The organism is Methanococcus voltae (genome assembly GCF_024807655.1).
GTDB lineage: Archaea > AGJL01 > Methanococci > Methanococcales > Methanococcaceae > Methanococcus > Methanococcus voltae_D.
In genome coordinates, this window is sequence record NZ_JANUCR010000008.1 from 1 (window position 1) to 26,674 (window position 26,674).

Annotated in this window: 26 protein-coding genes and 1 pseudogene; 19 read left to right on the top strand and 8 right to left on the bottom strand. The window is 31.2% G+C overall.

Translation table 11 applies throughout. From position 1 onward, the window contains the following. Positions 1–859: NosD domain-containing protein (locus tag J3E06_RS07710; protein ID WP_259164972.1), on the bottom strand; the 859-nt coding region annotated here is incomplete at its 3' end. Between the two features lie 405 nt (positions 860–1,264). Here J3E06_RS07710 and J3E06_RS07715 point away from each other — a divergent pair. The 6 genes from J3E06_RS07715 to pstB all read left to right on the top strand — a co-directional run bounded on the left by J3E06_RS07715 (position 1,265) and on the right by pstB (position 7,032). Beyond that, positions 1,265–2,389 (top strand): hypothetical protein, encoded by a 1,125-nt coding sequence (locus J3E06_RS07715; RefSeq protein ID WP_013179983.1) that lies wholly within the window; start codon positions 1,265–1,267, stop codon positions 2,387–2,389. Positions 2,390–2,560: 171 nt separating this feature from the next. Next, positions 2,561–2,857, top strand: a complete 297-nt coding sequence (locus J3E06_RS07720) for a hypothetical protein (protein ID WP_013179982.1) — start codon at positions 2,561–2,563, stop codon at positions 2,855–2,857. A 241-nt stretch (positions 2,858–3,098) separates the two neighbouring features. Beyond that, the gene (locus tag J3E06_RS07725) at positions 3,099–3,938 is read left to right on the top strand and encodes a phosphate ABC transporter substrate-binding protein (RefSeq protein ID WP_013179981.1); all 840 of its coding nucleotides are present in this window, start codon (positions 3,099–3,101) and stop codon (positions 3,936–3,938) included. Positions 3,939–4,166: 228 nt separating this feature from the next. Beyond that, positions 4,167–5,084 carry a phosphate ABC transporter permease subunit PstC gene (pstC, locus tag J3E06_RS07730; RefSeq protein WP_013179980.1) on the top strand — a complete coding sequence of 306 codons (918 nt, stop codon included), beginning with the start codon at positions 4,167–4,169 and terminating at the stop codon, positions 5,082–5,084. A gap of 14 nt (positions 5,085–5,098) precedes the next feature. Next, positions 5,099–6,106 carry a phosphate ABC transporter permease PstA gene (gene pstA / locus J3E06_RS07735; RefSeq protein ID WP_013179979.1) on the top strand — a complete coding sequence of 336 codons (1,008 nt, stop codon included), beginning with the start codon at positions 5,099–5,101 and terminating at the stop codon, positions 6,104–6,106. An 86-nt stretch (positions 6,107–6,192) separates the two neighbouring features. After that, entirely contained in the window at positions 6,193–7,032 is an 840-nt protein-coding gene (pstB, locus tag J3E06_RS07740) for a phosphate ABC transporter ATP-binding protein PstB (RefSeq protein WP_013179978.1), read from the top strand. Between the two features lie 56 nt (positions 7,033–7,088). Here pstB and frhB read toward each other — a convergent pair whose 3' ends face one another. The 4 genes from frhB to frhA form a co-directional block, all read right to left on the bottom strand. Beyond that, positions 7,089–7,937 carry a coenzyme F420 hydrogenase subunit beta gene (gene frhB / locus J3E06_RS07745; protein WP_013179977.1) on the bottom strand — a complete coding sequence of 283 codons (849 nt, stop codon included), beginning with the start codon at positions 7,935–7,937 and terminating at the stop codon, positions 7,089–7,091. Between the two features lie 152 nt (positions 7,938–8,089). After that, positions 8,090–8,818, bottom strand: coding sequence for a coenzyme F420 hydrogenase subunit gamma (frhG, locus tag J3E06_RS07750; RefSeq protein ID WP_013179976.1), 729 nt, complete (start codon positions 8,816–8,818; stop codon positions 8,090–8,092). A gap of 119 nt (positions 8,819–8,937) precedes the next feature. Then, positions 8,938–9,435 (bottom strand): coenzyme F420-reducing hydrogenase, FrhD protein, encoded by a 498-nt coding sequence (gene frhD, locus J3E06_RS07755; protein ID WP_013179975.1) that lies wholly within the window; start codon positions 9,433–9,435, stop codon positions 8,938–8,940. Between the two features lie 196 nt (positions 9,436–9,631). Then, positions 9,632–10,864 carry a coenzyme F420 hydrogenase subunit alpha gene (gene frhA / locus J3E06_RS07760; protein ID WP_013179974.1) on the bottom strand — a complete coding sequence of 411 codons (1,233 nt, stop codon included), beginning with the start codon at positions 10,862–10,864 and terminating at the stop codon, positions 9,632–9,634. A gap of 453 nt (positions 10,865–11,317) precedes the next feature. Here frhA and J3E06_RS07765 point away from each other — a divergent pair, with 453 nt between their 5' ends. From J3E06_RS07765 to J3E06_RS07785, 5 genes and pseudogenes are all read left to right on the top strand, one after another. After that, the gene (locus J3E06_RS07765; RefSeq protein ID WP_013179973.1) at positions 11,318–11,785 is read left to right on the top strand and encodes a hydrogenase iron-sulfur subunit; all 468 of its coding nucleotides are present in this window, start codon (positions 11,318–11,320) and stop codon (positions 11,783–11,785) included. An 80-nt stretch (positions 11,786–11,865) separates the two neighbouring features. Further along, entirely contained in the window at positions 11,866–12,777 is a 912-nt protein-coding gene (locus tag J3E06_RS07770; protein WP_013179972.1) for an NADH ubiquinone dehydrogenase, read from the top strand. Positions 12,778–13,013: 236 nt separating this feature from the next. Further along, positions 13,014–14,435, top strand: coding sequence for a Ni/Fe hydrogenase subunit alpha (locus J3E06_RS07775; RefSeq protein ID WP_013179971.1), 1,422 nt, complete (start codon positions 13,014–13,016; stop codon positions 14,433–14,435). A gap of 117 nt (positions 14,436–14,552) precedes the next feature. Next, positions 14,553–14,957, top strand: a pseudogene (locus J3E06_RS07780) (4Fe-4S binding protein); the annotation flags it as partial. A 245-nt stretch (positions 14,958–15,202) separates the two neighbouring features. Further along, positions 15,203–17,167, top strand: a complete 1,965-nt coding sequence (locus J3E06_RS07785) for a 4Fe-4S binding protein (RefSeq protein ID WP_013179969.1) — start codon at positions 15,203–15,205, stop codon at positions 17,165–17,167. A gap of 252 nt (positions 17,168–17,419) precedes the next feature. Here J3E06_RS07785 and J3E06_RS07790 read toward each other — a convergent pair whose 3' ends face one another. Continuing rightward, positions 17,420–17,803, bottom strand: coding sequence for a pyrimidine dimer DNA glycosylase/endonuclease V (locus J3E06_RS07790; protein WP_013179968.1), 384 nt, complete (start codon positions 17,801–17,803; stop codon positions 17,420–17,422). 130 nt (positions 17,804–17,933) lie between these two features. On the opposite strand from J3E06_RS07790, the gene J3E06_RS07795 reads away from it, so the two are divergent. From J3E06_RS07795 to trpA, 8 genes are all read left to right on the top strand, one after another. Further along, positions 17,934–18,059 carry a hypothetical protein gene (locus J3E06_RS07795; RefSeq protein WP_259164989.1) on the top strand — a complete coding sequence of 42 codons (126 nt, stop codon included), beginning with the start codon at positions 17,934–17,936 and terminating at the stop codon, positions 18,057–18,059. Positions 18,060–18,322: 263 nt separating this feature from the next. After that, a complete protein-coding gene (gene trpC / locus J3E06_RS07800; protein WP_048187391.1) occupies positions 18,323–19,066 on the top strand; it encodes an indole-3-glycerol phosphate synthase TrpC in 744 nt (247 codons plus the stop codon). A gap of 58 nt (positions 19,067–19,124) precedes the next feature. Further along, on the top strand, positions 19,125–20,147 hold the full coding sequence (gene trpD, locus J3E06_RS07805; protein WP_048187390.1) for an anthranilate phosphoribosyltransferase: 1,023 nt from the start codon (positions 19,125–19,127) through the stop codon (positions 20,145–20,147). Beyond that, the gene (locus J3E06_RS07810) at positions 20,137–21,573 is read left to right on the top strand and encodes an anthranilate synthase component I (RefSeq protein ID WP_013179965.1); all 1,437 of its coding nucleotides are present in this window, start codon (positions 20,137–20,139) and stop codon (positions 21,571–21,573) included. Before trpD ends, J3E06_RS07810 begins: the two co-directional genes overlap by 11 nt. A gap of 11 nt (positions 21,574–21,584) precedes the next feature. Then, the gene (locus J3E06_RS07815; protein WP_013179964.1) at positions 21,585–22,166 is read left to right on the top strand and encodes an aminodeoxychorismate/anthranilate synthase component II; all 582 of its coding nucleotides are present in this window, start codon (positions 21,585–21,587) and stop codon (positions 22,164–22,166) included. A 55-nt stretch (positions 22,167–22,221) separates the two neighbouring features. After that, entirely contained in the window at positions 22,222–22,893 is a 672-nt protein-coding gene (locus J3E06_RS07820) for a phosphoribosylanthranilate isomerase (RefSeq protein ID WP_013179963.1), read from the top strand. A 69-nt stretch (positions 22,894–22,962) separates the two neighbouring features. Further along, positions 22,963–24,162: a tryptophan synthase subunit beta gene (trpB, locus tag J3E06_RS07825; RefSeq protein ID WP_013179962.1), complete on the top strand. Its 1,200-nt coding sequence runs from the start codon at positions 22,963–22,965 to the stop codon at positions 24,160–24,162. A 91-nt stretch (positions 24,163–24,253) separates the two neighbouring features. Then, the gene (gene trpA / locus J3E06_RS07830; RefSeq protein ID WP_013179961.1) at positions 24,254–25,066 is read left to right on the top strand and encodes a tryptophan synthase subunit alpha; all 813 of its coding nucleotides are present in this window, start codon (positions 24,254–24,256) and stop codon (positions 25,064–25,066) included. Between the two features lie 87 nt (positions 25,067–25,153). On the opposite strand, the gene J3E06_RS07835 is transcribed toward trpA, so the two are convergent. Beyond that, on the bottom strand, positions 25,154–25,639 hold the full coding sequence (locus J3E06_RS07835) for a GNAT family N-acetyltransferase (protein ID WP_013179960.1): 486 nt from the start codon (positions 25,637–25,639) through the stop codon (positions 25,154–25,156). Between the two features lie 87 nt (positions 25,640–25,726). Beyond that, positions 25,727–26,542: an SPFH domain-containing protein gene (locus tag J3E06_RS07840; RefSeq protein WP_013179959.1), complete on the bottom strand. Its 816-nt coding sequence runs from the start codon at positions 26,540–26,542 to the stop codon at positions 25,727–25,729. Between the last annotated feature and the right edge of the window lie 132 nt (positions 26,543–26,674).

The following is a 26,674-nucleotide window of genomic DNA, read 5'->3' on the forward strand; positions in this document are numbered from 1 at the left end:
TTAATATAGGACCTTGAGTATCAAATACTAATGGTAAGTAATCTACATTTCCTAATGAGATGTTATATATTTCATCACAAAAACCATCGCCGTTTGTATCGTTATGAGTTTCAGACCAACCGGTACCATCAGGTTTAAGCCAGAAGTTTCCCCCACCGTTTGCTTTTGTTATATTTAAGTTATTTGACGATTGATAAAAATCTATATTATTGGTATTATTAAATAAATTTCCATAGATTAGATTACCACTTGAAGTTTCAAGATACGCCCCATATTGATTATTTGATTTGATATTGTTATATCGAAATATTAAATCGGTGCTTCGCAATGTATAAAATCCTATACTAGTATGGTTAGTGATATTATTGTTTTCAACGAGTGTTTTATTGGCATACCATAAAACCATACCATTCCAGTTGTTATTTGCAGTGTTATTATAAACAGTGTTATTAGTCCCTTGTATACGGATACCAATTGCACTATCGTTTACAATGCTATTATGTACGCTACTGTCATTACAATATTCTAAATATATACCTTCTGCCATACAATTGCATACTCTACAGTTTGTTATTGTAATGTTTTTGAGTACTACTGATGACGAAACATACGCCCAAATACCCCTATCTGCATTGCTTGCCCCATTTATTAAATGATTCCTACCATCAATAGAAACATTATCGCAAGTTATTTTAATTATGTCCCCCATATTGTGGGAAATATCATTGGCTATAAAATATTTTCCAGGCGTGTTGATTGTAGTAGTACCAGTTATTGCAGTATCTGCAAATGCCGTATTAACCGATACAAGTGTTAATATCAACAGAGTGAAAAATATAAACTTAGAATTTGATTTCATATTGTACCTCCAATATTATATATAAAATTATTTTTTTTATTAGATATATAATTATTGATTTAATTATTTAATTGAGGTATTAAAAAATATTATCGGGTTTATTGGGCAATGTGGGGTAAATAATGGATTATTTCAAAAATAAAAAGAATAATTAAAGTATAATAAATTATACTATATTATACTAGATTATAATAAATTATTACGATATTAGTAAGTGAAAGTGTTAGACGTTTTAGACGTGTTAGAAGTATTAAAATTAAGTCATAAAACATATTTTTGATTTTTAGGTATGAAAATAATCTATATTAATTTAATAAATTATATATTGTACAAAAAAAATAATATATATTATCTATATTACAAGAGCATTTAATATCCAGTAGTCATATTTGATAGGGGTATAATATGTACAGATTTAAAATAAAAGACAATTCGAAGGGAATGGTAAGCTACCATATATCATATTGCTATGAAAAAGAGCAAGAACTTGATATAATTAATAATAAAAAAAGTAATAATAATAAAAATAAAAATAAAAAGAATGATAAAAAACATTTAAAAAATTATGATTATGATTTAATATTTGATGACGAATTTGTTCAAATTATGGGCGATTTGAATAGTGAAGAAAATTTTAATAATTATGTTGATATTGTTGTAAATTCCATTAATTACGAATTTGATGAAAAATTTTTAAAAGAATCGGTTTTAATAAAAATTCCGACCTTTTACAATATAATAAACAAAAATATGAGTATCGGAGCTGATGAAATAAAAGCAGATGCACTTAATGATAATTTTTGTGATGAAATTTTTAAATATGTCCGATTTAATAACTTGTACGATATAAATATCGAAAATAACAATTTAAAAAACCACATTTTTAGAAAAAATGTAATTTTGTTTAATTTGTTAGATATTGAAACTGAGTACCTTAAAAATTTAAAAAATAACTTAAAAAGAAATGGTGCAAAAAATGTAATTTTCATATCATTCTTTAAGCTTTTAGGCAGTCCAAAAGATTTATTGGAGCAACTTACAAAAGAAGTAATACTACAAGAATTAAATGTAATCCCAAGAAATGATTTAAATTCTGTCAAATACGATTGGAGGGAGTATTATATCGAACAGCTTCGAAAAGATTCTGCACTGTGTATAAATCTTATAAATAGTTTAAATAAACCAAAATTGCAAAAACTTTCAGATATACTTTCAAAAAAATTGGAATATTTTCCAAAAGACCCAAATTTAAACCTTAGTTTGGCAATAATAAATATTTTGAAAAAATATAACAATGTTGATGAATTAAATAACTTATCTTTTACAAACAATGAAGAAATTGAATATTATGATAATTATGTTGGTAATTATATAAAAAATGGGTTAACAGAATTTAATGAATTTATAGCAGAATATTTTGTATTGTATATTAATTTAAAATTTGAAAAAAATATTATATTGAAAAATAAGATGCTTCAACCTATTATGGACGGGTATATTCAATCTCTGGCAAAATATGATGACGAATAGATATAATATACCATATACTTTATGGTATATGCCCCATATAATATATACTAATAATATATAGTACCTATTGACCTATCAACTAACTAATGTATAATTGATATATAATTAATGTATAATTGATATATAATTAATATATAATTAATATAGAAATATTGAACTACTGGTGAAATAATGGAATGTCCTATTTGTAAAAGTGAAAAATGTATTAAAATGTCCGCAATTGAATTATATGAAAGTCTTATGGAGTTGTTTTTTAAATATCAAGACCCTGAAAGCGATATAACTTTTAAAAAATACCCGACTGTCGGAGAAATTGGTGCTTGCGAAAAAACAGGTAAAAAAATATGGTACTGCCCGTACTGTAAAAAGCCATTTCCTGAAAATTACGAGAATAATAAAGTAGTAATTAAATGTCCACACTGCGATAAAACGCTTTGCATACCTGTATCAAATAGAACTTTTTGTTAATTATATAATAATATACATTTTATTTTTCTTTTTTGTATTTTTAATTTTATATTTTTAATTTTATCTTTTTATAATTATATAATTTAATTCATAAAATAGGAAATATAATTCATATATAGAAACATTTATATACAATATTGTACACTAAAGTTCTTTAGACATATATTAAAATTCCTAAAATTCCTATCAATAAAATATTAAAAATAAGACCACAAAAATCAATAAATCAATAGGTGATTTAGTGAAGAAAATAATCTCAACAGTAATTGCAGTATTGGTTGTATCCTCCGTCTTGATATTCTCAGGATGTATAGGGGGCGATGCAAGCAGTAATCCTGTAAATCAAAAACAAAGTTTAAAGATATCAGGCTCTACAACTGTATTGCCAATTATTAAAGAATGTGTAATCGAATACGACGATAAAAACGTTGTAATTGACGTATCAGGCGGAGGTTCTGGCTTCGGTATTTCAGAAGTAGGAAGTAAAATAGTAAATATAGGTATGAGTTCAAGAGACATTAAAAGTAGTGAATTCACAGACTACCCTGATTTAAAAGCACATACTATCGCAAAAGATGGTGTAGCTATTGTAGTAAACCCTGAAAACACCGTGGCTAATTCAATTACCAAACAGCAATTAAAAGACATATACGCTGGAAAAATAACCAACTGGAATGAATTAGGGGGAGACGATGCTACAATTAACGTTTATACGAGAGACGAAGAAAGCGGTACAAGAGAAGTATTTGACAAAAAAGGACTTGACGGTCAGGAAATATTCCCTAAATCTATAGTAGTTGCTTCAAACGCTGCAATGAAATCCTCAGTTAAAAACGATAAATACGGTATTGGATACATTTCAATAGGTTATGTGGACGATACAGTAAAAACATTGGACTTTGAAGGCGTAGAACCTACAAAAGAAAATGTGATTACTGAAAAATACGAAATTTCAAGGTCATTGTACTTAATAACCAACGGAAACCCTACGGAAGTAGAACGTAATTTCATAGACTTCGTAAAAAGTTCCAAAGGTCAAGAAATCGTATCAAATAAAGGATACATTTCATTAAAATTATAAAATCTTTAAAAAGTACTATTAGAAATAATACTTAGAAATAATAATTAGTATACTAATTATACCCAGAATTAGTATAAAAGTGCATACAAATCATATATTGCCGAAAACACATTATATAACCCAAAATAATAATTCATATCTATTAATTTTTTAATAATTTTTAATAATTTCCAATATTTCCAATATTTTTAATGTTATTACATTTTCAGTTGAATTATGGTGAAGCTTATGGTACTTACGAATTTTACAAAATTTACAAAATTTACAAAATTAACGCAAAAAAATAGAAAATTTAATAAAAAAATCCCCGAATATACGTTAAAATTCTTTGCAATGTTTTCAAGTTCAATAATTTTTGCAATAGTAATTTTTTTAGTATACAACACAGCCCCGCTGATAACCGAAATAAATCTGCTGGATTTTTTGCTTGGAAATCGTTGGTATCCCTCAAAAGAACTCTACGGGATTTTACCGATGATAATAGGCACCATAATAACGAGTTTTATAGCTCTCGCAATAGCGGTACCTTTAGGTGTAGGTTGTGCGATATTTCTTTCCGAAATAATCCCAAATAGTATTTCTAAGGTATTCAGAAGTAGTATTGAAATATTGGCCACAATACCCTCCGTAGTTTATGGTTTCATAGGTATGATATTACTTATACCACTAATTAGGGATATTTTTGGAGGTACGGGATTCAGTGCTTTATCTGGAGGCATAATTTTATCAATAATGATATTACCGACGATTGTTTCACTTTCAGAAGATGCACTTAGGACTGTTCCGAGCGCTTTAAAAGATGGGAGTCTTGCCTTAGGAGCTACAAGATTTCAGACCTTAAAAAACATTACACTACCATCTGCACTCAGTGGTATAATATCAAGCATCATTTTAGGGCTTGGTAGGGCAGTGGGTGAAACTATGGCTGTAATTATGGTCGTAGGTAATTGGGCTTTAATACCGACTTCGCCATTAGAACCTGTAAGGACTTTAACAAGCCATATCGTACTCAATATTAAAGAAACTGCAACCGGTGGGGTTATATACCACGTAATGTTTGCTACAGGTCTTGTATTACTTATTGTAGTTATGGCGTTGAATTTAATTGCGAAATACGTTAATTCAAAATATAATTTGAACAATTAAAAGAAGGTATTTTTATGAAAATCAAAATTGGTAAGAGTGGATTTAAAAATAGGTTTAAAAATACAATTATCAATAAATCTTTAATTAATTTATTAACAAGTGATATGACTATGGATAATGACGAAAATATTGATTATTTACCGGACGAAAAACTAAAGAAAAATTTTAAAAAGTTTAAAAAATTTAAAAATTTAAAATATTTATCGCACGCACAAAAAAGAAAATTAGAGCAAAAAATAGCATTTTCAATATTTTATTTATGCGGATTTTCAGTATTGGGGATTTTATTCTTTATGATTTGGCATATCGTCTCTAATGGAATCAGCGTAATCTCATTAAGCTTTATTGCAAGTATTTACAATGCAATAATAGGTACTTTATCTTTAGTAGCTTTATCTATAGTATTTGCAGTTCCTTTCGGTGTTTTATCTGCCATATATCTTTATGAATATGCAAAAGACAGTAAACTTTCCCAAATTGTTATATTTTCGTCTGATTGCTTAGCGGGTTTGCCTTCCATCGTATTTGGTATATTTGGGTACGCTATCGCAATTAAAACCATTGGACCCTCCTTATTAGTGGGGGGAATAATACTGTCATTTATGATATTGCCAATAATCATTAAAGCTACAGAAGAAGGTTTAAAGTCCGTACCAAGCGATATAAGAGACGGAAGTCTTGCTTTAGGCGCTTCCAAATGGCAAACTATACGCCAAATTGTAGTCCCGTCAGCTATGCCACAGATTATAACGGGCGTTATTCTTGCAATGGGTAGAAGTGCCGAAGAAACCGCTGCGGTTATGTTTACAGCTGCTACAATCTATGCATCTGGCTTTGGTCTATTAAACAGGGTAGAAACACTTTCATTTAATTTATACATCACTGCTACAGAATACTCGACACAGCAAGAATTAGCTTCCGCATACGGTATTGCGGTCGTTTTACTGATGTTAATGATTGGATTATTCATAATTTCTAATTTAGTAAAAAGAAGATTTGCGAAATATAATTCTAACGTATAATAAAAAATTAAATTTAAGAATAAAATTAAAAATAAAAATAAACGTAAAAATAAACGTAAAAATAAAAATTTTATTTTGGTGTAAATATGATATCAAATGAAACCATAAAAAATACGGAAAATTTAGAGAATTTGGATAATTCAGAAGTTAAAGATGTAATAATCGATGTAAAAAAATTAAACTTAAAATATGGGGATAAACAAGTTTTATTTGATGTAGATATGCCAATTTATAAAAATAAAGTTATTGCGTTGATTGGCCCAAGTGGTTGCGGTAAATCTTCATTTATCAGATGTTTAAACCGTATGAACGATGAAATACAAAATACGGAAGTTAAAGGAACTATAATTTATGAAGGAGTTAATATCAACGATTTAGACGTTGAAGACTTAAGAAAAAAGATAGGAATGGTATTCCAGCGCCCTAATCCATTCCCTATGAGTATTTACGAAAATATTGCTTATGGACCTAAAATTCACGGCACAAAGTTATCTAAAAAGGAAAAAAATGATTTAGTGATTGATTGCTTAAAAAAATCAGCACTATATGATGATTTAGATGAACCAAACGAACCAAATAAAATTAAAATATTACAAAAATCAGCACTTAAATTATCAGGCGGTCAACAGCAACGTTTATGTATTGCAAGATGTATTGCTGTTTCTCCCGAAATTATACTAATGGATGAACCTTGTTCAGCATTAGACCCGATTTCTACCCTTAAAATTGAGGATTTAATTAAGGAACTTAAAAAAGATTATACAATTGTAATCGTTACGCACAATATGCAACAAGCAAAGCGGATATCTGACTATACCGGGTTTTTTATGAATGGTAATGTCGTAGAATTTGGAAAAACTGATGAATTATTTAATAATCCAAAAAGTAAGTATACTGAAAATTATATAAAAGGAATATTCGGATAAATAATTATATTTTAAATAAAAAAATAACTTAAAAAATTAAAATAGAAATAAAAATTTTAGTATGGAACAGGTAAACCTAATTCTTTTCTATATTCTATTTCTTTCTGATTTTTCTCTTTTTTCTGTAATGCAAGTTTTTCGAGTATGTCTAATCCTGGTTTTACATCATCCATATTTTTAACTTCAAGTACGCCAGCTTCTACCATATTGTTTAAGTACGCTTCACCTTTTGCAGTTCTTACAAATACAGTACTCCAACCGTCAGGGCTACCTACTGAACCGGTTGAGATATCTGCAAGTTCTGCAGTGTAATCTGTACATATGTGGCAAGATTTTTGCTCGTACATATGCGTATCTTTCAATTTAACTGACTGTACATCGCCATATTTTGAATATACCCAGAATTTACCTTTTCCGATGTCTGTTTTTAAAACATCGTTCATTCTAATACCTGCGTATTCTTCAACGATTGCTTTCATACCTTCGTATGAAAAGTTTTCCATACAGAAAATACCCATTACTAATGCGATTTTTGAATCAGTATGTCTAAATCCCATAGGGTATTTCATTAATTTTCTAATAGCTTGCACTTGGCAAGGTGTTCCTACAATACCAACTTTTTCGAGCGCATATTCTCTAACAGCGTCTTTTAAAACGGATATGTTTGGAGATACAGTATATTTTGTACCTGCTGCATTTAAAACTTCTTCGGGTGTTGTAGCAATTTTAGGAGCTGCGTTAAATCCGTCTTCTGTGTTTGCAACGATTACACCATCAAGGAGTTTACTTTCTAATCCGTGGATATATGCAGCGGAGACAATACCGCCATCTTGTGCCTTTTTTAAAATTTCTTTATCTGTGGCTCTTGCAGATATTACTGTTTTATAATTTCCAAATGGGTCCAAAATACCACCTCTAAGAAATATGAGAGTATTTTTTAATACATTTAATATATTCAATATATTCAATATATTTATGATTAGTATTAAAATTTTAATTTAATAGATTTAATAGATTTAATAGATTTAATTTATTTTAATTTTCAATATTTGTCCATTTACTCAATTTTTTGAAGTAATTCAGGGAATCTAACTCTTGGGCATTGTGCACCACAGAGTCCACATTTTATACAAAATTCTGAGTTAATGTTTGGTTTTCCTTCAACCATTTCAATTGCTCTAACCTGACAAGCTGCTGCACAAGTACCGCAACCCATACAAAGCGATTTGTTGATTACGTCTTTAATTACGTCGCAACCGCAAGCATCTTTACCAATTTTTGCAATTTCTGCGAATGGTTCTAAATACTCCATATCCCCCTCTAAAGCTGCCGTAATTAAATTTACGATTGATTCAGGGGATGGAGGACATCCTGGAAGTGCCAAATCTACTTTAATTACATCACCAATCGGTGCAAATGAAGCATGACTTGGTTGGGACATTTGTCCGCCTCTCGCAAATCTTGTAACTCCTCCAGAAGCTGCACAAGCTCCGAGTGCTACAACAATTTTTGAGTTCTTACGGGTTGTTAATATATCATCCATTGCGTGATGGTCGTCTAAACATACGCTACCTTCCACAAGTGCGATATCTATGTTTTCAGGTATTTTTCTTTCGATTAATATCTTATCGTCAGTTTCTGTGATTTCCGTCTTTTCATCGGCTAATGTTAACGCATAAACTAATTCAACAGCACCTAAAATATCAAGTAATTTCTCGTAGGTATCTGTGAGAGATATTAAACATCCTGTACAGCCACTCATGTGTATATGGGCAATTCTTACCACATTATCACCATTTATCGATATAATTCATTATTTATAGTCATTTAGTAATTTTAATAATTTTAGTCATTCGATAGTCAATTTAATTTAATATACTTTAATTTTAATTTAAGTTAATTAATTTAGTTTAATTCTTCAATTATCATTTTAACTGCATCTTCAATCGAATTACTTACATCATCTGATAATTCAAGTAATATATCCGGTGCCGTGACATTCTTCTGCTGACAGCCTACCACAACAATTTCAATCCCAAAATCATCGTTAATTTCCCTTAACATAATTGCAAGTGGCATATCGTGAGCATCTACACGATATTTAGAAAGATTTGGTAAATCTTTAACGGTTAATCTCTTTAATTCACCGGGTTTTAAACCATATTCAATAATATCTGCAATTACAATCTTTTTCAATGGAGTTTCATTGTCTATTAATGATAATATAAAGTGTGAAGCTCCCGTACCTGCGTCAATTAATTGTATTTTTTCAGAATTTAAGATGGGATATTCTTCTCTCAATTCATTCAATCGGTTTATAACGTGATATCCAAATCCATCGTCTCCAAAAAGGATGTTGCCACATCCAAGCACCAATATTTCTTTATTTAAATATCCTGGCATAATTCACCATTTTTAAGTTGGTAGTATTGTATATTAGTAATATTATTGTATAGTAATTTAATAACGATAATTCCTTATTTTTTAATTTCAATCCTTTTAATCCAGTTAATCCAGTATATGAAATTTAAAAAATATTATACGTGTATTTTAAACTATTTTTAAGATACGTTTAAGATACGTTTAAGATACTTTCAAATTATTTGAAGTATTTTTCATCTACAACATTGTTATCATAATCTAATGATATCATGTGTGTAGCACAGGAAACACAAGGGTCGTAAGCTCTTACAACGTGTTCAGCAAATTTATAGTGCGTTCCTTCGACTGCTTTACCAATTAAAGGTATATTCCAGGTAGTAGCTACAATAGCGTTGTAATATTTGATTCTACCTTTTTCGTCGATTGAAGCTTGGTGTGTATTGTGTCCTCTCGCTGCTTCGTGAACACCGAGACCTAATTTTTCACCATCGCCTAAAATAGGGTCTTTTGCTCTTGTTATACCATCGACATTTAATTCTTCGATTATTTCCATAGCTCTTTTAACGTGAACAACGTTTTCATATGCTCTCGCAATGTGAATTGCCATTGCACCTTTTTCTTTAAAGTCGTGGAATCTTGCAAATCTTGCACGTGGTCCTACTTCCATTAATCTACCATTATATCTCGGGATTGTCGTACAAGCTTGTACTGCCACATCTTTTTCATATACGTCGTACGGCGTGTACTCAATTACTTTAGACTGGTCAATATTTTCCCTATTTCCATAGGTGGCGTCAGTAGCAAGGTATCCAAAGTCGTGATATCCTAATTTTTCAGGAATTTCTGTTCCATCAACGAGCATTCTGTTTTCAAAAATAGGAACTAAGTATTCAACTTGCTCTTTTGCTAATTTTTCAAATTCTTTACATTTGTAAAATATTTTTGAAGCTGCTGAAGGGGTAATGTTTTTTGCCATACCGCCAACTTTAATATTTGGTGCGTGAATTGCTTCACCGCCTATGGTGTCAACAATGTACTGACCTGTTTTTCTCATTTGTTGAATTCTTTTGATATATTCTACTCGGTCATTTTCAGGTACGAAATCAGGAGCAACTAAAAACTCGTGTAATGGGTGAGAGTGCATTTTATTTCCGAGCCCAGTTAATTCTCTTAATAATAATCCGTCTTTTGGAGGTATAATACCACAAGCGTCTTCAATAGCTTCTACTGCCGAAGTAGCGTGTGCAATTGGGCAAATACCACAAAATCTTGAAACTGCAATCGGTGCAAATTCAGCTGGTTTACCAACTAAAAATTTCTCGAAACCTCTTACAGGTGTTACACTCAGATAATTACCTTTTTCTACGATTCCGTCGTCGTCTACTTTTAAAACAAGTTTTGTATGACCTTCGTGTCTGGTTGTTGGGTTAATTTCTACAGTTTTTCCCATTAAATCACCTATTTGTTAAGCCACAATTATTTAAATAGATTAGATTAGTTTATTAAAAATTTTTATTTTAGTCAATAAATCAAAATTCCCAATCTAAATTTAATAAATTGGTAATTATCGATTCGTCGATTTAGCCACATTTAAATATTTTATGTATTTTTGTCATTTAATCGGTTTATTTTATTTAATCGGTTTTAATAATTTATTTTAAAATTCGTAGTTATTAAACATTTTAATGTATATTAAAAATTCTAATATGCTATTTTTGTAATTAATAGATATTAGAAAAATTATTAACCATATTAATAATTCAATATAATGTTTTTAAAGTTTTCTATATAAAGTTTTTGATTTCGATTTAAAAATTGTATTATATATATTAGTTATCGATATACCCATATGCGAAATTATAATAACTATTGACTATATTAGATTACCTAATGAGGTGAAAATGTGGCTGAAAACTGGGAACCGAAAATTATCGGTTTTTGTTGTAATTGGTGTACCTATGGTGGTGCAGATACAGCAGGTGTTGGGAGAATGCAGTACCCTCCAAGCATCAGAATTATAAGAGTGATGTGCTCCGGTAGAATCGAACCGTCATTCATATTAAAAGCATTTAAAGAAGGTGCTGATGGTGTATTCATTGGCGGTTGCCACCTTGGAGACTGCCACTACGATGCAGGAAACTACAAATGGCAAAGAAGAGTGATGATGCTCTATGATATGCTCGACGAACTCGGTATCGAAAGAGAAAGAGTTATGCACGAATGGATTTCAGCATCAGAAGGTGAAAAATTCCAAATTGCAATGAATGATATCTATGATAAAATAAAAACGATGGGTCCTTGTACTTTAAAAGAAAATACGGGCAATATCGACAAATTTGTAGATGAATTAACAGAAGAATTAAAAGAGTAAGATAACTCAAATAATTTTTAATATGGTGTAAATCGATTAAATTCGATTACAGACTAATTAAATAATATAATGGTGGTTTCATGGTTAAAATAGCTACTACGTGGCTTGGATGTTGTTCTGGTTGCCACATAAGTCTTTTAGATTTACACGAAGATTTATTGGATATATTAGGACAAGTTGAATTAGTCCATTGCCCTGTTTTAATGGATGTTAAAGAAATACCTAACGATATAGACGTTGCATTAATTGAAGGTGGAATTAGAAATGAAGAAAACCTTCATACTGCAAAAGAAATGAGAAAAAAAGCAAAAATTGTAGTTGCTTTTGGAACTTGTGCCGTATACGGCGGTATTCCTGGTATGGGCAATCTTTACTCAAATGAGGAAATACTCGAAAAAGCGTACAAAACTACACTCACAACGAAAAATGATGAGGGAATTATTCCAAACGAAGAAGTACCCCCATTAACTTCGAGAGTAGTGCCACTTTCACAAGTTATTGACGTTGATTACATACTTCCAGGATGTCCTCCTAAACCAGAGTTAATTGCAAGCGTATTAACTGCACTTTTAGAAGGCAAAGAACCTGAAATATCAAACAAAAACATGTGCGAAGTATGTCCAAGAGAAAAAAGTAGTGAAGGGGTTGTTGTAGGCAGTCTTAAGAGAAACTACGAAGGTGAAATCGACCCTAAAAAATGTTTACTTGAACAAGGCTACATGTGTATGGGTGTTGCTACAAGGGCAGCTTGTGGTGCAATATGTCCAAGTGCTGGCGTTCCTTGCACGGGATGCTATGGTCCAACCGACAAAGTGGTAGACCAAGGTGCTAAAATGATATCTGCGTTAGCATCAGACTATAAAGTCGATGAAGACAAAGAAATGGACCCTCACGAACTTCCTAATAAAATAATTGATAAAGTAGGCAGTTTCTATAAATTTACCTTGCCAAGTGCGTTAATTCCTGTAAAAAACGATAGGAACAAAAAATAATAAAATAAAATAATAATAAAATAATAATAAAATAAAATAAAAAATAATAAAATAATACTAAAAATAAGTAGTTTTAATGAGTAAAATTAAATTTTAAACATTAATATGGGGATTACCTATAAATAAATTTATTATATTAGACAATTACACAATTTGACTATAAAATGACTATAAAATATCAAATTAATATAAAATATACTATATAATTACTATGGATTATCATATATGGTGATATAATGACAAAATTGTCAATAGAACCTGTTACTCGGGTTGAAGGACACGGTAAGGTTACACTATCATTCGATGATAGCGGAAAACTCGATAAAGTCAATTTTCACGTTGTGGAAGTTAGAGGTTTCGAGAAATTCTTAGAAGGTAGATATATCGAAGATGCACCTGTATTTACACCAAGAATCTGCGGAATTTGCCAAGTTTCCCACAATTTAGCAAGTGCTAAAGCCGTTGATAATATTTTCGGTGTAAAAATACCTAAAACAGCAGATATGCTCAGAAATTTAATGCAACAAGCTTCAAACGTGCACAGCCACGCTTTACACTTTGGTATGCTTGCAGCACCAGATTTAATGTTCCCTACTACAGATGATGCTTTAAAAAGAAATCTTTTAGGCATTGCTGCAGAAAATATGGATATGGTAAAAGACTCAATTGCAATGAGAAAAGTTGGTCAAACTGTTATCCAAAAAGTCGGTGGTAGAGCAATTCACCCAGTAACTGCGATAGTAGGCGGTCAATCAAAAGCATTGAGCGAAGAAGAAAGAGACGAACTTTTAACCTTATCTGACAACCTCGTTGAAACAGCTGAAAGAACGTTAAACGTTGGAAAACAGATGATGGAAAACTTAAAAGAAAAAGATTTAATGGACCTCGGCTATTTTGAATCATACCATATGGGTTTAGTAAATAAAGGTGCTCAAGACATCTATGAAGGTAATATTAGAGTTGTAAACTCAGAAGGTAAAACTGAGTACGAATTCGACCCTTCAGAATATATGAACTATATTTCAGAAGGCGTAAGACCTTATTCATATTTAAAATTCCCTTACTTAACTGAAAAAGGAGATGGGGAAGGAAAAGGTGCTTATAGGGTTAATACACTTTCAAGATTAAACGTATGCGACAAAATGCCTACGCCACTTGCTCAAAAGTACTATGAAAAATTTGTACAAACCTACGGAAAACCTGCACATCAACCTATGTTATTCCACTACGCAAGATTAATCGAATTATTATCAAGTTCTGAATTAATTAGAAAATTCTTAGAAGATGATAAAATCGTTGATACAGATGTTAGAGCTGAAGCTAACGACATTGTAGGCGAAGGTGTGGGCTGTGTTGAAGCTCCAAGAGGTACTTTAATACACCACTTCAAAACGGACGACAGAGGAATTATTAACGATGCTAACTTAGTAGTTGCTACCGTTCAAAACAACCCTGCTATGGACATCGGTGTTCAAAAAGTTGCTCAAAAATACATTAAAACGCCAGAAGACGCAAAACCTCATATATTAAACTATATGGAAATGGTTATCAGAGCATACGACCCTTGTTTATCCTGTGCAACGCACAATATAGGCGAAGAACCTAAAATGTTATCTATGGACGTATACCAAGGCGGAAAATTAATTAAAACGTTATAAAAAATATGACGTATAATACATTGTAATATTGTAATATTGATATAGTATAATATTGTAATAAACAGAAACATTTAGGGGATGTTTATGAATAATATGGATTCAGAAAATAGTACAAATGGTATTAAATGGGATGAGAAGAAGTGTGAATATTGTGGTCCTTGTGCGATAAAATGCCCAAATGATGCTATTACAGTTGTAAATCCCAAAGGTCTTGAATTACCTTCAAGGAATAAGACTGATAAAGCTAATGAATTTAAAATGTGTGATTTATGCGGTACTTGTGTATCTGTATGCCCTACAGAAGCTTTGAAAATGGGAAAAATCATACATAACGAAAAAGAATATGATAGGATTGAATTTACACCAAGTTTATGCAATAGTTGCGGTACTTGCGTTGAAGTTTGTCCTCAAAATACGTTAAAAGTAGATGAAGAATATAAACTTAAAGGTTTTTGCGTAATGTGTCTTAAATGTATTGATGCTTGCGAAAAAGCTAAAAAGAACGCTTTATCCTTGGAATAATTTTTTTGATAGATATAGATATTAAAAAAATTAATGTATTTATCAATTATAATAATAGGTATAAAATTTTATAATGTGCATATAATAAAATAATAAAATAATAAAAATATGAAATATACGAAATAGAATAAATCCAAATTAAAGTAAGATATTACCATTCTAACTTTAAATTACAAAAATTGAATAAAATAAATAATTAAATAAATAGATTAATCAATTAATATAGCCAAAATATCGGTGATATTATGGAAGAACCAAGAATCGGAGTTTATGTTTGCCATTGTGGTGTTAACATAGGCGGAGTTGTAGACTGCGAAAACGTAGCTAAAACTGCCGAAGGACTCGAAAACGTAGTAATTGCAAGAGACTACAAGTATATGTGTGCAGACCCTGGGCAAGAAATGATTAAAAAAGATATTAAGGAGCTTGGATTAAATAGGGTTATTGTTGCAGCTTGCTCTCCAAGACTTCACGAACCTACATTTAGGAGATGTGTTGCAGAAGCAGGTTTAAACCCATTTTTATTCGAATTTGCTAACATCAGAGAACATTGTTCTTGGGTGCATATGAAAGACAAAGAAAAAGCTACTGAAAAAGCAAACGACCTTGTAAGAATGGCAGTAGCAAAATCAAGAGGTTTAGAACCTTTAGATTACCTTAACGTACCAGTTACAAAAAGAGCACTCGTAATTGGTGCAGGGGTTGCAGGTATACAGGCAGCTCTCGATTTAGGTGATGCAGGATTTGAAACCATCGTTGTAGAAAAAACTCCATCAGTTGGTGGTAGAATGGCTCAACTCGATAAGACATTCCCTACAAACGACTGCTCAATTTGTATTCTTGCCCCTAAAATGGTTGACGTTGCAAAACACCCTAACATTAAATTGTACTCTTACTCTGAAGTAAAAGAAGTAAAAGGATACATTGGTAATTTCACGGTGAAAATCGAGAAAAAACCAAGATACTTAAGTGAAGAAAAATGTACGGGTTGCGGTTCTTGTGCTGAAGTATGTCCTATCAGCGTTCCAAACGAATTTGATATGGGACTTGGTATGAGAAAAGCAATTTACAAACCATTCCCTCAAGCTGTTCCAGCTAAATATACAATTGATATGGAACATTGTATCGATTGTGGTCTTTGTTCGAGAGTATGTGGCCCTCAAGCGATAGATTACAACCAAAAACCAGAAATCATTGAAGCTGACGTCGGTTCAATTATCAACGCTACAGGATATGACCCATACGACCCAACGGAAAAAGAAGAATATGGTTATGGAACTTACCCTAACGTAATTACTGCCATGGAATTGGAAAGAATGATTAACGCATCCGGTCCTACAATGGGTAAGGTAATCAGACCAAGCGACAGCCAAAAACCAAAAAGAATTGCATTTATTCAGTGCGTTGGTTCAAGAGATGCCAAAACAGGGAATAGATACTGTTCAAACGTTTGCTGTATGTATGCAATGAAAAACTCACAGTTAATAAAAGAAAAATCACCAGAAACCGATATCGACATATACTATATGGATATACGGGCATTTGGTAAAGCATACGAAGAATTCTACGAAAGAAGTGCTAAACAGTATGGTATCCAATTTATTAGAGGAAGACCTGCTCAAGTATTCCAAGAGATTGATAGCGATAACCCAATAATTAGGGCAGAAGACACCCTTTTGGGTGAAATATCTGAAAAAGAGTACGATTTAGTAGTTCTTTCAGTTGGTATGGTACCATCATCAAGTGCTGACGAAATTCAAAAATTACTCGGAATATCAAGAAGTGCTGACAGATTCTTCTTAGAAGCACACCCTAAATTAAGACCTGTTGATACGGCAACAGACGGTGTTTACTTAGCAGGTGCTTGTCAAGGTCCTAAAGATATCCCTGCTTCAGTTGCGCAAGGTTCTGCTGCTGCTTCGAGAGCTTCAATTCCATTATCTCAAGGTGAGGTACAAATTGAACCTATCGTTGTAAACATTGATTCAGATATCTGTGGAGCTTGCGGTATTTGTGTACAACAATGTCCATACGGTGCACCAAGATTTGTTGAAAAAGACGGCAAATTATCAGTAGAAGTAATTTCAGCACTCTGTAAAGGTTGCGGTACTTGTGCAGCAGGTTGTCCAAGTGGTGCTTTAGAGCAATCACACTTTAAAACTGGGCAAATTTACCACCAAATCGAAGGAGCATTTAAAGACTCAATTTAAATAAATAGTTAAATATTTATTAACTATTTATTAACTATTTATTGAATATTCTTCCTATTAATTTAAAAAAGTATTATATTATTAACTTTTTAATTTTTTAATAACTATCTAATTAGTGGTGTAATAGATAGATATGCAATATAAGGATTATGTAAAAATATAACAACTAATATGACAATATTACTTAATTTAAATTTTATTTTTTTAGTTTTTTATTTTTAAATTATAAGGGCATAAATTTAAAATATGATTTTAATATCCTAATTCTATCGATCTCCTGAGATAAATAGCATACCTCTTTCTACATTCAGGACAACGCTTTACATAAAGTAGATAATGTACAACATTTCCACGATTTGCTTTTTTCTTTAGAATATCCTCAGGCAAATGTGTAATATATTTGTCAACATTTTCCAAGTCTGATTTATGATTGTATCCCCTCTCACTCATCTCCTTAGCTAACTCATCGTGTCGTTTTTTGATACTTTCAACTTCAACTTGGTCAAACTCAACGTGTTTTGTTATTTGTCGCCTACGTTTTAAAGAACCTAAAAGCATATGGCTTTCAACGTGTGCACTTCCGAGATGTTTCTGACACAATGCTTCAACTGGAAAATGTGGAAATTGATTAACCATTTTTACACCTATATTAATATATTCACAATAATGTATATATATTATAAGATATCTATATGTTAAATAACCTAAAATAAAAATATAATACAAAATTGTTTAAAAATTGTTTAAAAATCAAATGGTGTTTAAAATGAATCATATAAAGAAAATCTCGAGTAAGGATAATTTCCGAAATATGAATACTGATAAATTAAATAACGAAATAAGTAAATTAAATTCATTTGAAAGTGTTGTTTTATTCCAGTGGTGGCACTAATCACTGTGTAATTTTGTTAGCGAACGCCATAGTTCGTGAATGTATTTAAATTGTATGATATTTTGCAGTAGTTAATTAAAAATTTATAAATTTTAATAAGGTTATATCCATATATTTAACCATTCAAATTTATAAGTAGTTGATTAAGTATTGTTTTGTAAAATTATTATATTTAGATTTATAAATTTATATAACTTTATGTTGATATCTATTGAGTATATAAATTTAAAAACTCAAAAACTCAAAAAATTTTAAGGATGATTATTATGATAAATTTCAAAAGACAGGCGAATGCCATAAAGAATTTTAAGGAAAATAAACACGATAAAAACGACCCTGTAAATAAAATAAATAAAAATGCAATAATAGCGGAAATTAAAGTCCATTCCCCAAAATATGGAGATTTATTAAAAAATAGGAAAGAATTAGACATTTTAAAGATATATGAAGAAGCCGGAGCTGTTGGAATCTCGTATATTACGGATAAACAGCATTTTAACGGAAATTTCAAAGTTTTCGAAGAAATTTGTAAAAATACGGAATTACCCGTGCTTAGAAAAGATTTTATAACTACAAAAGATGAAATTGAAAAAACTGCCGAAGCTGGTGCGAGTACAGTTTTAATAATTTCAAGGTTGCTAAAAGAGGAAACTGCCGAATTCGTAGATTTTGCAATGAGTTGTGGACTTGATACGCTTGTAGAAGTTCATAACAAAGAAGAAATTGAAGTCGCAAAAGATACAAAAACGTCTATGATTGGTATAAACAACAGGGACATACGCAAATTGGAACTTGACGATGGAACAGTTTCTTTAACTGAAAAATTAGCTAATTTAATCCCGAAAGATAGAATAATTATCAGTGAAAGTGGAATCGCTAATTTAAACGATTTAAACACAGTATTAAAATACACTGATGCAGCACTAATTGGAACATCATTTATGAAAACTAACTTTGAAACACAGAAAGAATTTGTTAAAAGCTTTGTAAGGGGAAAATATGAGTGAAACAGTTGCAAAATTAAAATCAAAAGTAAATACGAATAATTTAAACCAGAATAATTTAATGGACAAAATTCTTGAAAAAAATGATTTATCTTTTGAAGAAGCATATGAACTTTTTGGAAAATTATTAAATGAAAGTGAAATTAAAATCGGTGCTTATTTAACTGCCTTACAGATGAAAGGCATTAGTTCCGATGAAATTGCAGGTTTTGCAAAAGCTATGCGAGATAATGCTGTAAAAATTGAATTAGGTGATGTGATAGACACTTGCGGGACTGGAGGGGATGGTTCTAAAACCATTAACGTTAGCACAGCGGTTTCTTTGATACTTTCTTGCTTTACAAAAGTTGCAAAACACGGTAATGTTTCAATTACCTCAAAAAGTGGCTCTGTAAATGTATATGAAACTATGGGTTGTAAAATTCCAGAAAATATTGAAGTTGCGAAGCTTTCACTTGAAAAAACAAATTTTACATTCTTGCACGCTCAAAAATACCACCCCGCACTTAAAAAAATAATGCCTGTAAGGAATGAATTAAAATTCAAGACAATATTTAATATATTAGGACCTTTAGCAAATCCTGCAAGTCCAAAATATCAAATAATCGGTGTAAATTCCTCTGATTTGTGTGATAAAATTGCAAGAGCGTTGCCAAGATTACAAAATATTGAAAGAGCTTTGGTCGTAAACGGCTATGGGGAAAATTACACCCTTGACGAATTAAATCCGAATGGAAATTCAAAAATCGTAGAATACAATAAAAATGGCGCTGAATTTGAATTTAAAGAATATATCGTAAATCCTAAAGATTTTGGTCTTAAAAATTCGAAAATAATTCCTTGTAATAGCCCTAAAGAAAGCGCAGAACGTTTAATCAACGTATTTTCTGGAAAAATAAACGAAGACAGGAATTTTATATTAATGAATGCAGCGGCTGGATTATATGCTTGTAAAATTGCATCTGACTTTATAGATGGTGTAGAAATCGCAAAAGAAGCACTCGACTCCGGTGCAGTATTGAAAAAACTTGATGAATTGGAAAAAGTGAAAAAGTATGATGGGGGTGAGCAGTATGAAAAATAGTACGGAAAAAAATATGAAAATTAGATTAAATTATGTAAATCCATTAGTTTTATACAGTTTACTGAAGGAAGAAGGAAAATATCCTGTAATGCTCGAATCACGCTCCAAAGGTCAAACTAATGCACGTTATACGTATATCTCTTCAAATCCGGAATATATGTTAAGAGTAAAAAATAAGACAAAAATCGATAATGAAACCGTTTCAAAAGAAAGTAATCCATTTAAAGCTTTAAAAGAAATTTCAAATGATAATAAAAATAATAACAAGTTAAATTTTGATAAAAATAACAAAGATGACAGATTTACGGGCGGATATCTTGGATATATGGCTTACGACTGTATTCATAACTACATTGGTGGAAAAATAGAAGAACCCTCTGTTTTTGGCTATTATGACCATATGTATGTTTACGACCATTTATTAAGGAAATTTTATTATTATTCTGAGAATAATAATTCTATTGATGAATTAAAAAACGCTGAAAAAATTGTCGAAAAAGCTAAAAAAATTCAAATTAGCGATAAAAATAATAATAATAATAAAATTAATAAAATTAATAACGAAATGAATACTAAAGAAATTGAAATCTTAGGTTGTGATGCTGATTTCGAAGAATATACAAATATGGTTGAAAAAGCAAAAGAACATATTTACGCAGGAGATTGTTTCCAAATAGTACCTTCTCGAGAGTATTATTTAAAAAGTGAATATTCTGCGTTTGAATTGTATAAAAATTTAAGAAAAATTAACCCAAGCCCATATATGTTTTTGCTTGAATTCGACAAAAAAATAGTTGGTGCATCGCCTGAAACAATGGCATCAGTTCAAAATAACGTTTTAAAAGTAAACCCAATTGCAGGAACTGCACCTGTTGGAAAAAATGACTCGGAAACCGAAAAATTTGCGAAAGAATTGTTAAACGATGAGAAAGAGCGAGCAGAACATATGATGCTTGTAGACCTTGCAAGAAACGATGTAAGAAAGGTTTGTAAGCCTGGAAGCGTTGTTCTCGAAAGATTTTTCGATGTAGTCAAATACAGCCACGTTCAACACCTTGAGAGCGAAGTTATAGGCGATTTGGATGAAAAATATGACTACAATATGTTTGATGCAATAGAAGCTACATTCCCCGCAGGTACTCTTACCGGAGCCCCTAAATTTAGGGCGATGGAAATAATCGATAAATTAGAGAAATCAAGACGAAAAGTCTACGGTGGAGCTGTAGGTTATTTCTCAAATAGTGGAAATGCGGATTTGGCCATAGGAATTAGAATGGCAGAAATCGAGAAAAACGGAATTTGCAGTGTAAGAGCAGGGGCGGGAATTGTGGCAGATTCAGTCCCTGAAAAAGAGTATTACGAAACAGAACGCAAAATGATGGCTATGATGAAAGCCTTGGGCGTCAAAAACAATGATTTTGAATAGGGGTGAAGAGTATGATAGTTATAATAGACAATAAAGATTCATTTGTATGGAATTTAGCGGACTATGCTTCAATATATGATGAAATAAAGGTTGTTCCTAACACTATGAGTATTGAAGAAGTAAAAAACCTAAATCCTGACGGTATTATCATATCCCCAGGACCTGGAAGTCCAAAAAATAGTAAAGACGTGCAAAACTGCCCCAATATAATTAAAGAACTAAATGTCCCAATATTGGGGGTTTGTTTGGGTCATCAAACAATTGCACACGTTTTTGGCGGCAAAGTAGATAGAATTTCCCCCGTACACGGAAAATCAAGCTTTATAACTCATAATGGCGATGGAATTTTTAAGGGTATAAAAATGCCATTTGAAGCAGGGCGTTATCATTCATTATCAGTATTGGAAATTCCTAAAAATTTCCACATTACCGCTACAAGCGATGATGGGGCAATTATGGGAATAAAACATAATTCAAAAGAGATATACGGAGTTCAGTTCCACCCTGAAAGTATATTAACCGAATTTAAGGAAAAAGAAGGTTTAAAAATTATTAAAAACTTTGTAGACCTTTCTAAATCGTATAAAAATTAATTTATAAAAATTAAATTGTAAAAGTTTATAAAAATTTATAAAAATTTGTGAAAAAATGTTTTTAAAAATTTGTGGAATAAAAACCTTGGATGAATTGAAAATCGTTGAAAAATACGCTAATGCAACTGGTATTATTGTAGAATGCGAATCTAAACGTAGAATAGAGTTAGAAACTGGATTAAATATTATAAAAAATTCTAAAATCCCAGTTTTTGCAGTTTCTACCACTAAAGATTTGGAACTTTGGAAAAAAATTGTTGAATCAATTGAAAATACACTTAGTAATTCCAATAGTTATAATTCGTCTAATTCAAAAATTAAGCCCCATATTCAGATTCATACAGATATGGACGTAAAAAATATAGAATTTCTTAAAACAGAGTATGATTGTGTTATTATGAAATCTTTTGAAGTTTCAAAGCACAGTTTAGACCCTGAAAAAGATGCAGAGAATTTATTATCTGAAATAGAAGGTTATGAAGTTGATAAAATCCTTTTAGATACGGGTAAAGGTTGTGGAAAAATTCACGACCATAGAATTAGTCAAATTATTTCTAAAAAAATTGATGTAGTACTTGCGGGCGGTTTGAACTTTGAAAACGTAAATAACATTGTAAATTCCGTAAATCCATATGGTATTGATATGTCGAGTGGCGTTGAGAAAAATAATAGAAAAGACGAATATTTAATAAAAAAAGTCTGTAATAACTTAAAATTAAAATCATAAACATATACTCATAAACATATAAACATATAATCATTTGAAAATTTATAAAATTAATCTATTGGTGAAATTATGAAATGTGATAAAAACGGATATTTTGGAGAATTTGGGGGTCAATACATACCCGAAGTTTTAAAACCAGCGATTGACGAGATTAAAGAAGCATACAGTGAATTAAAAAATGACGAAGATTTCCAAAACGAACTCTCGTACTATTTAAAACATTATGCAGGGCGTGAAACTCCGCTTTATTATGCTAAAAATTTGAGTGAAAAACTTGGCGGTGCTAAAATCTACCTAAAAAGAGAAGATTTACTACACGGTGGGGCGCACAAAACAAACAATACTATTGGTCAGGCATTACTTGCTAAAAAAATGGGTAAAACAAGAATAATTGCCGAGACAGGTGCAGGACAGCACGGTGTAGGTACTTCAATGGCTGGAGCATTGTTCGGTTTAGAAACAGAAATATTTATGGGTAGCATAGATATAGCAAGACAACAACCGAATGTAGAACGTATGAAATTACTTGGTGCAAAGGTTAACCCGGTAAACACTGGTTCAAAAGTTTTAAAAGACGCAGTAAACGAAGCTATGAGAAACTGGACAGCTACCTTTGAGAATACGCACTACTTACTCGGTACTGTGATGGGACCGCACCCATTTCCTACAATGGTCAGAGATTTTCAATCAGTAATCGGTAAAGAAGTCAAAAAACAGATTATGGAACAGGAGGGAAGATTCCCTGACCATTTAGTGGCTTGTATCGGTGGCGGTAGTAATGCTATGGGATTATTCTATCCGTTTTTAGGTGAAAAGGACTGTTCAAAAATTAATATGGTTGGAATTGAAGCAGCAGGTAAAGGTTTAGATACACAAGAGCACGGTGCTTCGATATCAAAGGGAAGGAAGGGAATTCTTCACGGTATGCTCTCCTACTTCTTACAAGATGAAGATGGGCAAATAGAAGAAGCTTACAGTATTTCTGCAGGTTTGGACTACCCAGGAATAGGTCCAGAACACGCTTATTTACACAATCTCGGACGTGTAGAATACGACTCTGCAACAGATAAACAAGCTTTGAACGCATTTATGGAACTTACACGAACTGAAGGAATAATACCTGCTTTAGAATCGTCTCACGCAATATCTTACGCCATTGAAAACGCAGGAAATATGGCTAAAGACGATATTATGGTTATAAACCTTTCAGGACGTGGAGATAAAGATTTAAACACAGTAATAAACGCCGTAAATAAAATGGAAAACTAATTAAAAAGTAAAAAATAAATTAAAGTAAACTAAATTAAAATAAATTAAAATATAAAAATATAAAAATATAAAAATTATAAGAGGAATTTGAATGAAAAATTTAAACAATTTGAACGAAAAACCGATTTTAGTTAGTTTTTTAGTTTCAGGGGACCCAAATATTGAAGCTACATTAAAATATATGAAAGCACTCGACGAATATTGTGGAGTTATTGAACTTGGAATCCCATTCAGCGACCCCGTAGCAGATGGTTCAACAATTCAGGAAGCAAATGTACGCTCTCTTTCAAATGGATTTAAAATAAATCAATCTTTTGACCTTTTAAAGGAATTTAGAAAAGATTCAGATACTCCAGTCGTTTTAATGACTTATTACAACCTTGTATATAACAGAGGAATTGAAGACTTTGTAATAGATGCAAAAAAAGCTGGGGCTAATGGGCTTATAATCGTTGATTTGCCACTTGACGAAGCAGAAGAGTACCAAAAAATTTGTAAAAAGCACGAATTTGGAACAATATTCCTTGTAGCCCCAAATACGCCTGATGAACGTATAATATACTCAGATGAATCAAGTACGATGTTTTTATACTTGATTTCAACATTTGGGATTACTGGGACAAGAGATTCATTTGAAAAAATGACTTTTGACTTTATAAAACGTGCAAAAAGTCTCTGTAGTGATAATAGTAAATTATATGTTGGTTTTGGAATTTCAAACGAAAAACACGCTGAAAATTTGATTTCACAAGGAGCTGACGGTATTATCGTAGGTAGTGCTTTTGTAAACATTATCAAAGAATACGGAGATTCTGAGGATACAATTATCAAATTAAAGGAATTGGCCAAAGAATTGCACGGTGGAATTGAAAAAGGATATGCAAAATATATTAAAAGCGATTAACTAAGCTATTGATTAAACTTTTAAAAAAATATAAAAATAAAAAAAGGAAATTTAAAAAGGAAATTTAAAAAAGATTATTATATTAAATTATAATTCAATATAATGAGGGATAATGTCTAAATATTCGTTATCTTTCGATAAAAAACCGCCTGGAATAATCCCAAGCTGTTTAAATCCTAATTTTTTATAAAGATGGAGTGCCACTTCATTAGAAGCAACTACTGCATTAAATTGAAGTAATCTAAATCCTTTTTGCTTTGCTATTTCTAAAGAATGTTTTACTAATTTTTTGCCAATACTTTTACCACGTTGACCTTGCTTAACGGCGTAAGACGAATTTGCGATATGACCGCATCTTCCAACGTTGTTTGGGTGAAGAATATATAACCCCACTACCTCGCTATTGTCAATTGCTACGCCCGTGTAAGTTTGGCTTGAAAAAAATTCTGAAGCACTTTCAAGATTTAGGCTTTTATCATTTGGAAATGCAATACCTTCATCTACTATATTATTCCAAATATCCATCATTTCCTTTAAATCCTTATTTTCGTATTCTTTAATTATTATTTTGATATTATCCCCTGTATTTGTACTAATTTAGTATTAATTATCTATTAAGTAATTATTAATTATTTAATTATTTACTTTATTTTTACAGCATTAATTCTTTTTTGAATTTAAAAAGTTTTTAGCAACGTCCATTATATTTTCAGAAATGATATACTTCGAATTTTCTTTTAAAACGCTATTTGCAACGTCAAGAGATTTATAAAGTTGTGCTTCCTCTTTAAAGTACATTTGTGCAGCTTCTGCAACTGTTTGGATTGCTTTAGCCTGACCTTCAGCTTCAATTTTAATACTTTCTGCATTACCTTGTGCCCTAAGGATTTTACTTTGTCTTTCACCTTCAGCTTCCAAAATAGCTGCCCTTTTAAGCCTTTCTGCCTTCATCTGTTGAGTCATTGCGTTCTTAATATCCGTAGGTGGGTCGATTTCCCTAAGTTCTACTTTTTCAACTTTTACCCCCCAACTGTCTGTATCTTTGTCAAGGGATTCTAAAAGCTTGTTGTTTATGAATTCCCTTTTATTCAATACCTCATCTAACTCAAGACTTCCAATAATCGCCCTAAGTGTCGTTTGAGCTAAATTTACTATGGCATACTGGTAGTTTTGAACTTCAAGAACTGCCCTGTTAACGTCCATTACTCGGTAATAAATAACTGCATCAGTGGTAACTCCTGCGTTATCCCTTGTAATCATTTCTTGAGGCGGTACGTCAATTACTTTTGTCCTCACATCCACTTTTATCGCATTATCGATAAATGGAATTATTAAGTTCACACCAGGTCTTAAACTTCCAACCACTTTTCCCAATCTAAAAATTAATCCTAATTCATACTGATTTACAATTACTACTGATTTAATAATTATAAATAATATAATTAGCCCAACAATGGGTAATAATAACCATTCCATATGTTTCAACCTCTCAATATAATAATAATAATAATAATAATAATCGTTAATTATTAATTATTTAGTTATTAATTATTTAGTTATTAATTATTTAGTTATTATGTGTTAGTAGTTAATTAACTATTTTATTTT

Coding starts and splice junctions, on each gene's coding strand:
- trpD (WP_048187390.1), top strand. CDS start 19,125: ATGGACAAAATTCTTGAAAAAAATGATTTATCTTTTGAAGAAGCATAT.
- frhD (WP_013179975.1), bottom strand. CDS start 9,435: ATGCCAGGATATTTAAATAAAGAAATATTGGTGCTTGGATGTGGCAAC.
- J3E06_RS07775 (WP_013179971.1), top strand. CDS start 13,014: ATGACAAAATTGTCAATAGAACCTGTTACTCGGGTTGAAGGACACGGT.
- J3E06_RS07770 (WP_013179972.1), top strand. CDS start 11,866: ATGGTTAAAATAGCTACTACGTGGCTTGGATGTTGTTCTGGTTGCCAC.
- J3E06_RS07810 (WP_013179965.1), top strand. CDS start 20,137: ATGAAAAATAGTACGGAAAAAAATATGAAAATTAGATTAAATTATGTA.
- J3E06_RS07820 (WP_013179963.1), top strand. CDS start 22,222: ATGTTTTTAAAAATTTGTGGAATAAAAACCTTGGATGAATTGAAAATC.
- trpA (WP_013179961.1), top strand. CDS start 24,254: ATGAAAAATTTAAACAATTTGAACGAAAAACCGATTTTAGTTAGTTTT.
- pstA (WP_013179979.1), top strand. CDS start 5,099: ATGAAAATCAAAATTGGTAAGAGTGGATTTAAAAATAGGTTTAAAAAT.
- J3E06_RS07815 (WP_013179964.1), top strand. CDS start 21,585: ATGATAGTTATAATAGACAATAAAGATTCATTTGTATGGAATTTAGCG.
- J3E06_RS07715 (WP_013179983.1), top strand. CDS start 1,265: ATGTACAGATTTAAAATAAAAGACAATTCGAAGGGAATGGTAAGCTAC.
- pstB (WP_013179978.1), top strand. CDS start 6,193: ATGATATCAAATGAAACCATAAAAAATACGGAAAATTTAGAGAATTTG.
- trpB (WP_013179962.1), top strand. CDS start 22,963: ATGAAATGTGATAAAAACGGATATTTTGGAGAATTTGGGGGTCAATAC.
- J3E06_RS07720 (WP_013179982.1), top strand. CDS start 2,561: ATGGAATGTCCTATTTGTAAAAGTGAAAAATGTATTAAAATGTCCGCA.
- J3E06_RS07785 (WP_013179969.1), top strand. CDS start 15,203: ATGGAAGAACCAAGAATCGGAGTTTATGTTTGCCATTGTGGTGTTAAC.
- J3E06_RS07840 (WP_013179959.1), bottom strand. CDS start 26,542: ATGGAATGGTTATTATTACCCATTGTTGGGCTAATTATATTATTTATA.
- J3E06_RS07795 (WP_259164989.1), top strand. CDS start 17,934: ATGAATCATATAAAGAAAATCTCGAGTAAGGATAATTTCCGAAATATG.
- pstC (WP_013179980.1), top strand. CDS start 4,167: ATGGTACTTACGAATTTTACAAAATTTACAAAATTTACAAAATTAACG.
- frhA (WP_013179974.1), bottom strand. CDS start 10,864: ATGGGAAAAACTGTAGAAATTAACCCAACAACCAGACACGAAGGTCAT.
- J3E06_RS07790 (WP_013179968.1), bottom strand. CDS start 17,803: ATGGTTAATCAATTTCCACATTTTCCAGTTGAAGCATTGTGTCAGAAA.